This window comes from Candidatus Binatus sp. (assembly GCF_030646925.1).
GTDB lineage: Bacteria > Desulfobacterota > Binatia > Binatales > Binataceae > Binatus.
On sequence record NZ_JAUSKL010000047.1, the window covers coordinates 23,037 to 35,778 of the forward strand.

Annotated in this window: 11 protein-coding genes; 1 reads left to right on the forward strand and 10 read right to left on the reverse strand. The window is 60.2% G+C overall.

Annotation, left to right across the window (positions count from 1 at the left end; genetic code table 11):
• Positions 1 to 14: 14 nt before the first annotated feature.
• Positions 15 to 1,235 carry an iron-containing alcohol dehydrogenase gene (locus Q7S58_RS07855; protein ID WP_304823079.1) on the forward strand — a complete coding sequence of 407 codons (1,221 nt, stop codon included), beginning with the start codon at positions 15 to 17 and terminating at the stop codon, positions 1,233 to 1,235.
• Positions 1,236 to 1,693: 458 nt separating this feature from the next.
• Here the strand turns inward: Q7S58_RS07855 and Q7S58_RS07860 are convergent, their stop codons facing one another.
• The 10 genes from Q7S58_RS07860 to Q7S58_RS07905 form a co-directional block, all read right to left on the reverse strand.
• Positions 1,694 to 2,536, reverse strand: a complete 843-nt coding sequence (locus tag Q7S58_RS07860; protein ID WP_304823082.1) for an adenylate/guanylate cyclase domain-containing protein — start codon at positions 2,534 to 2,536, stop codon at positions 1,694 to 1,696.
• Positions 2,537 to 2,894: 358 nt separating this feature from the next.
• Positions 2,895 to 3,653, reverse strand: a complete 759-nt coding sequence (locus Q7S58_RS07865) for a hypothetical protein (RefSeq protein WP_304823085.1) — start codon at positions 3,651 to 3,653, stop codon at positions 2,895 to 2,897.
• Between the two features lie 21 nt (positions 3,654 to 3,674).
• Complete coding sequence (locus Q7S58_RS07870; protein WP_304823089.1) at positions 3,675 to 5,069, reverse strand: NADH-quinone oxidoreductase subunit C; 1,395 nt, start codon at positions 5,067 to 5,069, stop codon at positions 3,675 to 3,677.
• Positions 5,070 to 5,236: 167 nt separating this feature from the next.
• Positions 5,237 to 6,673, reverse strand: a complete 1,437-nt coding sequence (locus Q7S58_RS07875) for a proton-conducting transporter membrane subunit (RefSeq protein WP_304823092.1) — start codon at positions 6,671 to 6,673, stop codon at positions 5,237 to 5,239.
• A 5-nt stretch (positions 6,674 to 6,678) separates the two neighbouring features.
• Positions 6,679 to 7,332, reverse strand: coding sequence for an NADH-quinone oxidoreductase subunit K (locus tag Q7S58_RS07880; RefSeq protein WP_304823096.1), 654 nt, complete (start codon positions 7,330 to 7,332; stop codon positions 6,679 to 6,681).
• Positions 7,329 to 8,237: a respiratory chain complex I subunit 1 family protein gene (locus Q7S58_RS07885; protein WP_304823099.1), complete on the reverse strand. Its 909-nt coding sequence runs from the start codon at positions 8,235 to 8,237 to the stop codon at positions 7,329 to 7,331. The genes Q7S58_RS07880 and Q7S58_RS07885 overlap by 4 nt, the downstream gene beginning before the upstream one ends.
• 4 nt (positions 8,238 to 8,241) lie before the next feature.
• On the reverse strand, positions 8,242 to 10,239 hold the full coding sequence (locus Q7S58_RS07890; protein WP_304823102.1) for a proton-conducting transporter membrane subunit: 1,998 nt from the start codon (positions 10,237 to 10,239) through the stop codon (positions 8,242 to 8,244).
• Complete coding sequence (locus Q7S58_RS07895) at positions 10,236 to 10,934, reverse strand: PTS sugar transporter subunit IIA (RefSeq protein WP_304823105.1); 699 nt, start codon at positions 10,932 to 10,934, stop codon at positions 10,236 to 10,238. The genes Q7S58_RS07890 and Q7S58_RS07895 overlap by 4 nt, the downstream gene beginning before the upstream one ends.
• Before the next feature lie 351 nt (positions 10,935 to 11,285).
• Positions 11,286 to 11,744, reverse strand: a complete 459-nt coding sequence (locus tag Q7S58_RS07900; protein WP_304823108.1) for a MaoC family dehydratase N-terminal domain-containing protein — start codon at positions 11,742 to 11,744, stop codon at positions 11,286 to 11,288.
• A gap of 107 nt (positions 11,745 to 11,851) precedes the next feature.
• On the reverse strand, positions 11,852 to 12,688 hold the full coding sequence (locus Q7S58_RS07905) for an enoyl-CoA hydratase/isomerase family protein (RefSeq protein WP_304823111.1): 837 nt from the start codon (positions 12,686 to 12,688) through the stop codon (positions 11,852 to 11,854).
• Between the last annotated feature and the right edge of the window lie 54 nt (positions 12,689 to 12,742).

The window sequence follows — 12,742 nt, forward strand, 5'->3', positions numbered from 1 at the left end:
GTCCTGTCGCAGCGATGAATATAGACGCGCACGATCAGCTCACAGGCATGATTCAGTTCCTGCCTACTGTCGAACGAATACTGTATGGAGCCAAGACGGTAGACGAGCATCTCGAATCGGAAGTCGAACGACTTAACGGCCAGCGGGTTTTATTACTCGCGCCACGCTCCCTGCAAGGCCAGTCACCGTTTCAGCGAGTATCGGCGATTCTTGGAAAGCGGCTCGCGGCGAGCTTCACAGCCGCTTTCGAGCATGTTCCACTTGAGATTGTCATTGAAGCTGCTGTCGCCGCACGCCGCTGCGATGCCGATTTAGTCATTGCGATGGGCGGCGGCAGCGTAATCGACGCTGGAAAAGCCGTCCGCATTTGCCTGGCCGCTAATCTTGATAGTTCGCAGCTACTTGGATCGTTCATGGAACGCCGCGAGCCGCTGGCCGCGACGCTGATTCCGCAAATAAGCATTCCCACCACTCTTTCAGGTTCAGAGTATACTCGCAGCTTCAGCGCCACCGATTTTGCAGCGGGCGTCAAGCGCTCATACACAGCTTCAGCAGTGGCCAGTCGCGTCATCATGTACGACCCCGCCGCTACTGTCCACACACCCATGGCTCTGTGGTTGAGTTCAGGAATCATGGCGATCGATCATGCGCTGGAGGTCCTTTGCGGCTCCCCGCCGCATCTGGTGGGGGATGCAATGAAACTCTCCGCGCTGCTGGCGTTGTTTACCAATCTGCCTCGCACTCGGCAGGCGCCCGACGATTTAGAAAGCCGCCTGCGCTGCCAAATAGCGGCCTGGCTCGCCGACCACTCGCCGATTCGTACGCAACCTTTAAGGCCCGCAACTCCGGCCCTTCCCAGCCATGCATTGGCCTATGAACTCGCAGCGCTGTGCCGCCTGCCCTACGGGCTCACCGCTTGCCTGACGTTACCCGCCAGTATGCGCTGGACGGCGGCGCGAGAGCCCGAAGTGCTGGCTCGTCAGGCAGAGGTAGCCCGCTCGCTTGGGCTAGTTCCGCGAGACGCGCCGGACCAAACTGCATCGAACGGCCTCACAGACAAACTACAAACGCTGCTCGCAAACCTGGGCTTGCCAACCCGGTTTCACGAGGTCGACATCAGCCACGAGCAACTAAGGCTCGTAGCAAGCCGCTTTGCGCAGCGAGGCGCCTGCCTCATATCGGGCCAGGCCGCTACCGAAAGCCAGGTGATTTCTCTGTTAGAAGACGCATTGTGACAACACCCAGAAGCAGTGATGGAGGGAGATTTTGATGGACCCACGTGAGGCAGGCAAATTAGCGCCGGGAACCGAGGTCTGGATATGGATCGTTCGACAGGGAGAGGGCCAATGGTGCCCCGGAACTGTCCAGTCGCTGGCCGCCTCGAACGGAGTAGCGACTGTAACCGTGAGATTCGAATGCCATTCGCTGCGGCGCAATAGTTCACGCCCGGCTATCTTCATTGGAATCAGTACCACACAAATGAAACACCTGGAGCGACGCGGGATACGTTCTAAAGGAACAGATCGTCCTCAGTATGTCCCTCCTTCATTGGTCGTCAGACCCGACGTAAACATTTCGGGGCACAACCTCTAGCAGTTCTTCCAGGTAGTGGCGCAACGCAGCGGATCGAATCGGCAGAGGGTCGCGAAGCTTAGGAGCGACCAGAGGGCTCTTGCGGCAATGCTCACCCAGATCAGGCAAGCCTGAATAGCTCGCAGGCGTCGCCGAGGCCCTTGAGCTGATGGATCCCTGCGGATTCGAACGAGAGCCCCGAACCGGCAAGCAAAAGTTTTGTCGTTGCGGAGACGAGGACTTCGCCTGCCGTCGCGGCACCCGCGACGCGTGCGGCTTCGTGGACAGCAAGGCCTCGAACGTCGGAGCCGACTAGTTCGACCTCGCCTGTGTGAATTCCGGCTCGGATGGCGATGCCGAGGTTGCCGACTGACGAACCGATTGCCTGCGCGCATCGAACCGCCCGAGCAGGTCCGTCGAATACGGCAAGGAAGCCATCGCCGGTAGTCTGGATCTCGCGCCCGCGAAACCGGTTAAGCTCTCCACGCGTCTGCTGGTTGTGCTCCGTGAGCAGTTCGCGCCAGGCGGAGTCGCCAAGCCTCCGGAGATGTGAGGTTGAGTCGACTATATCAGTGCAAAGTACGGCCGCGAGTACGCGATCGCCGTCGGTCGGCATGGCGAAAATCCGGGCCGAAGCGAACTCTATCGCCTCAAAAGTCTCGTCGCCGACGACCATCGCATCATGACCCGGAGGAATATCGTAAACGTCGTCGACTCCGAATTCGCACACTTCGCCAGCGTCAGTCTCGACGCGGAGGCGACCCTTGAGAACAACACCCAGGTGATGGATTTGGCAGGAGTGGGTGTGAGCGATTGGCCCTACATCGCGCGACCATCGCCAGCCGGGCTCAAATGAGAACCGCCCAATGGTCGTTTCGTGATGGGAAACGGTATCAATCCGCCCGTTAGGAAAACGCCGGACCTGCTCCGGGCGGCGAAGACTCTTTGCTTCGGGACGCGGCATGCTTTCCTTGGAGAGACTTAGCTGGAATTTCCGTCTCGACTCTTCGATTCCAACCCCTGTATAGGCCGGACGATCTCTCTCTGCAAGGGGCTCAGCCGGTATTGGTCCACCTTGTTTGCCGGCGGCGCCGGGAGGGGCCGGTTTCCATCTGATTGGCACGCAACGGTTAAACGCGGAGGCGAGGGGGAAGTTCCCCCTCGCACTACCCCTCATCAGACAACCACCAAGTGGGTCAGTTTTACTTCGGCGACCGCTGCAAAAGTGGGTCACCTTTCAATCGGCGTTGACAGCGTTGGTGATCAATCACAGAGAGCGAGCCGGACCACGGCTCAAGATTGCCGCTCAGCCTACTGGTTCATCAACTCGGTTCCATCCTGCCGAGCAGTCGCAGGAGCCCATCCATAATAGTAAACGGATGCGGCGGGCAGCCGGGAATGTAAAGATCAACGGGCATCCCGGCCGGGACGCCATCGCCCGACTCGCGGGCGCCGGCGAACGGACCGCCGCTGATGGCGCAGGCGCCAACTGCGATCACCAAGCGCGGAGACGGTGTTGCCTCGTAGGTCGCAAGCAGTGCAGCGCGCATGTTGTCAGTGACCGGACCCGTGATAACGAGACCATCGGCGTGTCGGGGCGAGGCTACGAACTGAATCCCAAAGCGCGCGAGATCGAAGACCACGTTGCCGAGCGCCACGAGCTCGGCTTCGCATCCGTTGCAGCCTCCCGCGGAGACCTGGCGGAGCCTCAGCGAACGCCCGAAAAGTCTGCGGCTCTCGTCGTCGAGCGCCGTGGCGAGCCTGACCTCAGAGTCGCCGATCACCAGCTCGTCGCGAGTGCGCGCCGCGAGCCGATGGTCATGGGTATAGGTGACGGCGCCCGGCGGGCAGGCCTTCTCGCAAACCGGGCAGAAGGTGCACGCGCCCAGATCGATTCTCAGCGGCTCAAGCGAAATAGCCCCCACCGGACAGGCATCGGCGCAGGCTCGGCAGTTTTCCTCGCATTTCGATGCGTCGATCGCTGGCCGGCCGCGGAAGTGATCGGGAAAGGCGACATCGGTCTTCGGGTAGGGCGAGGTCTGGTACCCTTGCCGGAATCGAAGTCTGAGCAGATCTAGCATCGACAGCCTCGCGCTCGACGATCAGAGATCGTGTCCCGCGTAGGAAAGATTGAAACTCTTGTTGCAGAGCGGAAAATCAGAAATCTGGTTTCCCCGCATAGCCATCGCCAAGCCAAACCAGTTGTGAAACGAAGGATCGACAACTTTGTACGCAACGAGTTCACCCTCACTCCCGGTTACAGCCAAATGCGCGATCTCGCCCCGCCACCCCTCGATGAGAGACGTGACCAACATTTCCGGACCGGGTCTCGGTACTTCCACGGCGACAGCAGAGTCCGCCAGCGCGTGGAGTTGCTCACGGACGAAAGTGAGCGAGCGCTCGGCCTCGACTTGCCGGATGAGCGCGCGGGCGAACACGTCGCCGTCCGTGAGCGTGGCGACGGGAACGTGCGTGAAGCGGTAGATCCCGCAAGGATGATCGCGGCGCACGTCCCGGTCACATCCGCTCGCGCGCGCGACCGGCCCGACGAGGCCCAGATCGTTGGCAATCTCACGGGTCACCACTCCGGTTTGTTCAAAGCGCGAGAGTACCGAGGGGGTGTTGAAGACGAGTTCGGCGGTCCGCTGGAAATCAACTTTGGCTCGCTCTAAGCGCGCCAGTATCTTCTTTTTCTGCGCAGGGTCGAGACCGAAACGAACCCCGCCCACGCAGAGCAGGCCGCGACCGTACCGATTTCCGGAAATTTCCATCAAAGTATTCAGGAACTCTCCACGAAGTCTTCCAAACCAGGATGCTCCGGGCAGATAGCCGATATCGTTGCATAGCGCGCCAAGATCACCCACGTGATTCGCCAGACGCTCCAATTCGAGCGCAATCCCGCGAAGAACCTGGGCGGCCAATGGAGCCTCAACTCCGGCGAGCGCCTCGATCGCCGTGCAATAAGCCAGCGCGTGCCCGATCACAGTATCGCCAGCGATGGATTCAGCGACTATCAGGCGCCGCGCCGGAGCACTCCGCAACAGAAGCTCCTCGGCGCCGCGCCGCTGGTAGCCGAGGTGGATCTCCAGGTTCAGCACGATTTCGCCATGACATTGAAAGCGGAAGTGGCCGGGTTCGATGATGCCCGCGTGGACCGGGCCAACGGCCACTTCATGGATTCCCGGTCCTTCGACGCGGAAGAAGCGATAACCGGGCATGACGGCAGCGGCTTCGCCCGTTTCAATCCGGGCAAGCTCGGGATGGTTGCGAAGCGGCTTTAGCCACGGATGCCCTTCGGGCAGGATTCCATGCTGCTCGAAAAGCTCGCGTTCAAAGGCCTGCGCTTGCGGGAGTGTCGCCGAAAGCGCGGGTCTGGAATTGCTCTCCGGTACTTGCGTGCGAACAAAAGCGATCTCGCTTCGCTGGTCATGGGCGAGCGCGGCTATGATCTGCTGGTTCTGCGGCTTGTCGCCCGGAAGCGGCGGAATCACAGCCATGGCAGACATCCGTCCGCCGGCGCTAACGACGCTCAAGCACGTATTGTTAAATTCCACTGCGCTCACTATTGGGACTTCCATGAGCGGGAGTGGAACAGAGCTCGATTGCCACTTTGGACCTTTCAATCTGTCCTTCATGCGCGCTTGCCATTCGGTCCTTGCAAAGATCAGCCTCCTAGCAGCATCGCCGCACGGTGCAGACGATCCGATAGAAACGCCGGCACATAGAGCCCGAGGATCAAGACGGCCAACCCCAGGACGAGAGGCGTCGCGACGGACAGCCACGGCTCTCGATCACTTTCTGAAACTGATGAGCCGTCAGCCTGAAGCATCGGCAAGAGCACGCTGGCTGTTCCGAGGAACGCGATCGCGAGCAACGCCGCGAAGAGCGGCCCGAGCCATGCCTGGGTACCCCGAATCGCCGCCGCGAAGATCGTAAACTCGCTCACGAACAGTCCGAATGGAGGTGTACCACCCAGGGCAAACAGGAGCGTCATGAGAAGCATTCCGCTCCCTGGCAGCCGACGCAGCACGCCCCTAACGTCGCCCGCGCTCGCCGTGCCGAATTCACGGAGAACGTTCCCCGACAGCAGAAAGAGGCCAGCTTTGCACAGTGAGTGATTTACCGCGTGAAGCAAAGCGCCGAAGACGGCCGGGCCGCCAAGACCGACCCCGATCGCGATTACCCCCATGTTCTCGATGCTCGAATAGGCGAGCAGGCGCTTGTAGTCACGCTGTCGGACCATCAGCGCGGCAGCCACACCGAGCGAGGTGAAGCCTAAGAGAAGAAGCAGGGTTCGTGCAAACGCTCCATTTCCGGACGCGGCTAGAATCTGAAAAAAGCGGAAAATACCAAGGAATGCGCAGTTAAGCAGCGCGCCCGACAGCAGCGCCGAGACTGGCGCCGGCGCTTGGCTATGTGCGTCGGGGAGCCAGGTGTGAAGGGGCGCAAGGCCCATCTTCGTTCCGTACCCAACCAATGCAAAGACAAAAGCTCCCTCAAGCCAGCGCCGCGAAAGGTGTGGAGCTGCCTGGATCAACGCGGGCAGTGAGAGTCCCGACCCCCGTGCAAGTGGTACTGTGGCTGCGACTCCCAGAAAAAACGTACCGAGCAGGGCGAGCGCAATTCCTACAGAGCAAATCATGAGGTATTTCCAGGTCGCTTCCAGGGCCTCCTTGCGCCGGTGGAAATAAATGAGCGGTGCGCTCGCCAGCGTCGTCGCCTCAATCGCCGCCCACAACATCGCCAGGTTCTGGGCCACGGTCACAAGGGTCATTGCCGCGAGAAACCAGAGTAGGCAGGGGACGAAAAGATGGAGCCCGCCGGGTTCCTCGTGAGCTTGCGCAAGAAGGTAAGGAACGCAATAGACAGCGGCTACCAGGAACAGCACGCTGGTGATCGAAAGGAAGATGATTCCTGCGACATCAAGCCCAAGAACCGCCCCGGGCGGTATAGCTGCATCTTTTGCCCATAGCGAGAGCGTAACGCAGAGGTGTGCTGCGCTCACCCCGAGAAGCATCGCGAGCGCGACGCGAACATTTCGCGTCTTAAGGGCAATGACACCCATGCTAGCGGGGAAAATCACGAGCAGCGCGAGCATCATCGAGTTTAATCCCTCAGGCTGGTCAGTTCGGCGACGTCGATGTGATCGAACTCGTCGCTGATGTGGTAGATGGCAATGCCGAACACGAACACGCCGACGAAAATATCGAGCAGGATGCCCAGTTCGACGGCAAAAGGGATTTGTCCGGCGAGCACCTGACCAAAGATAAACACACCGTTTTCGATCACGATGTAGCCGATGACCTGCGTGACCGCCTTCTTGCGGGTCATAAGAAGGAGAAATCCGATCAGCAAAGTTGCCAGGGCCCCTGGAACGATGAGACTGGATGCGACCGGAATGGGCAATGCGAGCGCGCTCGCGAGCCAGAATGCCACTCCCACCAGTAGTGCGGCGGAAAAGATGGAGAGGTGAAGGCTGACGAACGGCTCCACTTCGCGCCGCACGCCCGCTTGGCGGATCGCGCCAAACAGGAGCCTCGGAATGAGAAATCCCTTTATCACAAGGGCGCCGACGCTCATCGCTAGGATGGGCGCGAGTTGTGCGCCAGGTTCGCTAGCCCAGAGAACGAGCGGCAGTCCGGCCAAGACCACCCCTTGGAGCGCCGAAGCTCGTACGCAAGCTCCAAGGCGGCTCGTGGCAACCATATACAAGTCCAGAAGGACCGCGGTGAGAACCAGCAGGTCGGCGTAGCCCTTCATGGCTGACCCCGATACAGAAGAACTGCGAGACCAAGCGCGGCGATCGCCGTGGCGCCAATCAAAAATTGCGGCACACGGATCAGCCTCAGGCGGGCCATTACCGACTCCGTTATCCCCACCAGTATCGCAAGCGCAAGTTCGCCAGTTACCATCACGAGCGCGCCCGGCAGTCCCCCTTGGGCTGGAACGGGCAGCAGCACATGGACCAACAACGCCCCGATCACAAAGAATTTGACCGCGCCCGCGTACAGGATCAATGCGAGGTCGGGACCGCTGTGGTCGAGCACCATCACCTCGTGAATCATGGTAAGTTCCAGATGCGTCGCCGGATCATCGACAGGGATTCGCGCGTTTTCCGCGAGCAGCACCGCAAACAGCGCCGCGGCAACGGCCAGGTACGCTGGATGCGCCGCGCCCCATGTAGACCAGGGAAGCGATCGCCAGACATCAGCGAACGTAACGCTGCGGGCAGACACGCAAAGGATCGCGAGCCCGAGAAAAAGCGCGGGCTCGGTGAGCGCAGAAAACGCGGCTTCGCGACTCGCCCCCATCCCCTCGAAGCTTGAACCCGTATCGAGCGCAGCGGCCATAGTGAAGAACCTGCCCAGCGCTAAAAGGTAGGCGAATACAATTACGTCGCCCGAGAAGCTCATCGGTGAACTCGATGCCCCGAGCGGCAGCACGAGACTGGCGGTCAGAACGCTGGCCAGCGAGATTATCGGCCCAGCGCGGAAAATCCAGGTGGTCGTCCGGCTGTAAACCGCACCTTTGCGTAGAAGTTTTTGCAGGTCGAAGTAAAGTTGAAGCAGTGGTGGACCGCTTCTTCCACTGACCCACGACTTGGTGCGGGTGATGACGCCCAGAAGAAGCGGAGCAAGGGCCAGTTCAAGAGCCAGTCCGAGCACAGGTTCACCTGCTCAGCAAGCCGCTGAACTGCAATGCCAGCAGCGCGATCAACGTGAAAAAGATATAGGCCAGGTATAGCTGCAGCCGTCCATGCTGGATCACACGAAGCTTTTCCAGGAAGGCTACGAACCGATGCGTGAGCGGTACAATGAACCGCTCGCCAGCAATATCACTAAAATGCTCTTCGTAACGCGCGTACTCCGGGAAGTAACCGGTCGGACCCTCGAGATGAACCTGTCGATGGAGAAGTGTCGAGAACGGAGCGAGGACAGGTTCGGCAAACGAGGACGCAGTGTACTGCATCCGCGTTGTGACACCCGTGTATCCGCAGGACCAGGTCTCTCCGAATCGCACGTCACGCGCCTTCAAAAGGACGCCCCGAAGTAGAGCCAGCATCCCGATCAGAAGCAAGAGAACGATCATCACGCGCGTTATCGCGTCAAATTGTCCCAGTATCGGCGCCGTGGACAGGGCGGTCCTAGAAAGCGATGAGGCGACCGGCCCTACCAAGCGGAACGCCCATGCCGGAAAGACGCCGATCGCGAAACACAGCGTAGCGCCAATAACCATCGACAGTTGCATAGAGGCCGAGGCTTCGTGAGCTTCAGACGCCTCACGGCTGCGCGCCTCGCCAAGGAAAATGATACCGAAGGCCTTGACGAAACAGGCCGCCGCCAGACCTCCGATCAGGGCAATAACCGCCACGGTCGTCACGGCTAAGGCCGTGCCCGCAACCGGCAGATTTCCCGCGCCTCGGAATGCGCCCACATAAATCATCCACTCACTGACAAACCCATTGAGCGGCGGAAGGCCTGAAATGGCTACTGAGCCCACAAGAAAGGCCGAGCCGGTGATAGGCATTCGGCGATACAACCCGCCGAGCGATTCGATATTGCGAGTCCCGGCGCCGTGGAGAATGCTCCCCGCAGCCTGGAACAGCAGCCCCTTGAAAAGACCGTGATTCAGCACGTGAAGGAGCGCACCACTATAACCCAGAATCGCCATCGTCGGTTGATCGTAACTTTGTCCAAGGAGTCCAATACCGATGCCGAGGGCGATAATGCCGATGTTCTCCACGCTGTGATACGCGAGAAGGCGCTTCAGATCGTGCTGCGCCAATGCGTGCAGTACCCCGGCCATCCCCGAAATTCCCCCGACGGCAAGCATGAGGACGCCCCACCACCCAGGTGGGGGCCCGAGTAGCATCAGAACGCGCAGTAGTCCGTAGATGCCCATTTTGATCATGACTCCGGACATCAGAGCGGAAACATGGCTCGGTGCGGCTGGATGCGCGTCCGGGAGCCAAATGTGGAACGGCCAAAATCCCGCCTTAGTGCCGAAACCGACTACCGCGAGGACAAAGCAGATATTGGCTAACCGGGCCGACGGCGCGTGGGAAATCGCAAAAGCATTGAGATCGAAGCTCCCCGCGTGTCTTGCAAAGAGCGCGAACAAAACGAAGAGAAAAACGACGCCGAGCTGCGAGGCCATCAGGTAAGTCATGCCGGCGCGCCGGACATCCTCCCGCTCGTCGTCGAAGGTGACAAGAAAGAAGGACGTAACCGACATCACCTCCCACGCCATCAGAAAGAGGACGCCATCGCGGGCGATCACGATCACGACCATCGCCGCCACCAGAAGGTTGAAGAAGGCTACCGCGGGCGCAAGCCGCCGCTTGCCCAGGTAACCTTGCAGGTACCCGACGCCATAGACCGCCGCCAGCCCCGAAACGACGAATATGCAGATTAGAAAGAACGACGATAGCCAGTCGATACCTACATGAAAGCCGCCTATCGGGATCGACCACGAGGCTTTAATGGACTCCTCTTGGCCGCGCGCCAGAGCGACAAGACTGGCGACGATCCCACCGACGCAGCCGGCGATGCTGCCGATGCTGCCAATCCACAACGCGGCTCGATCGCGGCGGCTTACGATTGCCGACATCAAGGCGCTGGCGCACAAAGCGCCAACTGATAGCAAGACCCAAAAGAGCGGCGTCATTCAGATTCTGCCGGAACTGTCGGGCCGGACGTATCTTGCTCGAGCGCGCGCACCCGCTTGAGAATCTCGGATTCTGGCGCGCTAGCTTGGAGCAGTTCCTTGAGCGCTTGGTCGTGCAGAACGAAAGCCAGCTTCGATACCATCTGCAGATGACAGCGCACCGTGGGCGACAGCAGCAGGAAAAGCACCCGAACGGCCTGACCATCCGGAGCGCGGAAGTCGACGGGTTCTCTGAGAAAGCACAGCAGCGCCAAGGGAGCCGCGACCTGAAGGACGAGCGGATCACGCGGGTGAGGGATCGCGATTCCGTCGCCTACACCGGTTGAAGCAAGCGCCTCGCGCCCGACCAGGAGCTCGTATAACAGCCCCCGATCGATGCCACGCGGAATTCCGGGCAGTTGGCCTACGGCCTTGAGAACCTCATCGCGCGTCGATCCGGGCACATCATGAAAAATGCCCCCACGTTCCAACGCGTCGCCCAAACTTGGTAGTTCAGCAAGACGCCCATCGGGCGCGAAGAGCTCAAGGGATATCCTACGCTTCTGCGCCGCGGCCCATTCCTGCAGCTCAACCTCGTTAAAACGATAATGATCATCGACTCGATGAGCCGGGAGATCCTTGCCACGAATCCAGTGACGAACAGTTTTTTCTGAAACGCCGAACAATCTTGCGACGTCTCGCACATGGAGATTCATTCAGACTGCGGTTTCTCCTCCGACGCTCTTTTCACAACCCACCCACACCTTCAACAGTCGGAAAGCCGACCGCGTAGCGGTTGCTCTTCGGATGAATTGTCCGTAATTTTACGCATATTTACGATAACCGACGTAATTTTACGTAAACTCCGCGGCTAACTCAAGAGCGATCCTCCACGCAACCGACGCACAGGCAATCCCGTCTCTACTTTTTACTTCAATCTCCCGCCCAACTCCATTCTGGGCTGCGCGGCGCCGTGAGCCGCCCCGCGAGCGCTCCGGCTGAGCGCCTGTTGAGCTCCGCGCCGATGAAAGCAGACTGCAACGGAAGCCTGCCGTGCCAGGTGTGAATCATGGACGTCTGGGCGAAAGACGGCGCATCATGCGATGATCGACGTGCGCGATGAGTTCGCCGTTTTGATTGGTAAGCGTCGAGCGCACTACGACAAAGACCATCGTGCCGGTGCGCCCGGTCTTTTCGTAGGTCTCCTTGACTTGCGACACGACGCTGATGAGATCGCCGGCTCGAATCGGCGCGGCCAACTCGAGGTCGATACCAGCCATCAAACCGCCGCGGCTAAAGACCGGTAGCTGATCGAAAACATTGTCGGCGTAACGGAAAGAGGCAACGAAAGCGGGCGGTGCGACGATTCCGCCGTATGGCCCCGACTTAGCCGCCTCAGGATCGACGTACAAAGGATTGTCGTCGCCGACCGACACGCAGAAGCTTGCTATCCTCTCGGCAGTTACCAGCAGCGCCTCGCCGGCCTGATAGGTGCGGCCTACAGTGTTCGCGTCGTCTCGATGCATACTTCAACCATTCACACCTATTGGACCGCCGTGGCAGATTCAGCCGGCCTTAACCTACAGGACTCATTGCACAGTTTCACACTTGCTGGTTATCTGTCATCCACGGATCAAAGTTCGCGCTCGGCGCCGAGCGCCTTCTTTGTATAGTTGCGCGCCGCTTGGCGCGACTCGGCTTCGCCGATCGAACCTAGCAGCGCGTCACCGTCGGCAAACGAAGTAATCCCGGCGCTCATCACTCGCGTCACCGCGTTGACGTGCTCCTTGGTGATGATGACGGGCACGGACGGCTTTGCCAGCAACTGCGCGGCTAGTTGATTGACTTCGCGCTCGAGCTGGTCGGCGGGAACTACGCGGTTCAGAAAGCCGGCGGCCTTGGCCTCGGCGGGCGTGAATCGGCGGCACGTCATCACGAGTTCCTTGGTGAGCGCCGGACCGATCTCGCGCACCAATCGCGGGATTCCGCCCCATGCGAGCGGGACGCCGAGATCGATCTCCGGGATGAAGAACACCGCGTCGTCGGCCGCGACTCTGAGATCGCAGAGCGCCATCAGCACCAAGCCTCCGCCGACGGCGTAGCCCTGCACTTGCGCGATAGTGACCGCGTGCATCTGCTCGAGCGCGTCGGCCGCGCGAAGCCCGGACTGGCCGACCTCGCGCCGATAGAGCCAGCTATGGTCGGCGTTGACCGCGCCCATCGGCGAGTCGCGCAGATCGGCGCCCGCGGAGAATGCCCGCCCGGCGCCGCTAACGATCACGACGCGCAACTCGCGATGGCGGTCGAACCATCGCGCCGCCTCCGCCAATTCGAGCAGCATCGTCGCGCCGATCGCATTCAGGCGCTCAGGCCGATTCAGGATTAGGCGTCCAAGCGCGCCTTCCACTTCGACCTTGATCGTTTGAAACTCGCGGGTATCTTTTTCGGTCGCGCCAATTTGAGTTGCCATGGGATTTCCTCTGCGAGCCGTCATTGTGCAGCCATGGTCCATTGTTAGTCGAAC

Bases quoted from the DNA above. Each gene is read 5' to 3' on its own strand.
- Q7S58_RS07855 (WP_304823079.1), top strand. From the start codon at position 15: ATGAATATAGACGCGCACGATCAGCTCACAGGCATGATTCAGTTCCTG.
- Q7S58_RS07860 (WP_304823082.1), bottom strand. From the start codon at position 2,536: ATGCCGCGTCCCGAAGCAAAGAGTCTTCGCCGCCCGGAGCAGGTCCGG.
- Q7S58_RS07865 (WP_304823085.1), bottom strand. From the start codon at position 3,653: ATGCTAGATCTGCTCAGACTTCGATTCCGGCAAGGGTACCAGACCTCG.
- Q7S58_RS07870 (WP_304823089.1), bottom strand. From the start codon at position 5,069: ATGGCTGTGATTCCGCCGCTTCCGGGCGACAAGCCGCAGAACCAGCAG.
- Q7S58_RS07875 (WP_304823092.1), bottom strand. From the start codon at position 6,673: ATGATGCTCGCGCTGCTCGTGATTTTCCCCGCTAGCATGGGTGTCATT.
- Q7S58_RS07880 (WP_304823096.1), bottom strand. From the start codon at position 7,332: ATGAAGGGCTACGCCGACCTGCTGGTTCTCACCGCGGTCCTTCTGGAC.
- Q7S58_RS07890 (WP_304823102.1), bottom strand. From the start codon at position 10,239: ATGACGCCGCTCTTTTGGGTCTTGCTATCAGTTGGCGCTTTGTGCGCC.
- Q7S58_RS07895 (WP_304823105.1), bottom strand. From the start codon at position 10,934: ATGAATCTCCATGTGCGAGACGTCGCAAGATTGTTCGGCGTTTCAGAA.
- Q7S58_RS07900 (WP_304823108.1), bottom strand. From the start codon at position 11,744: ATGCATCGAGACGACGCGAACACTGTAGGCCGCACCTATCAGGCCGGC.
- Q7S58_RS07905 (WP_304823111.1), bottom strand. From the start codon at position 12,688: ATGGCAACTCAAATTGGCGCGACCGAAAAAGATACCCGCGAGTTTCAA.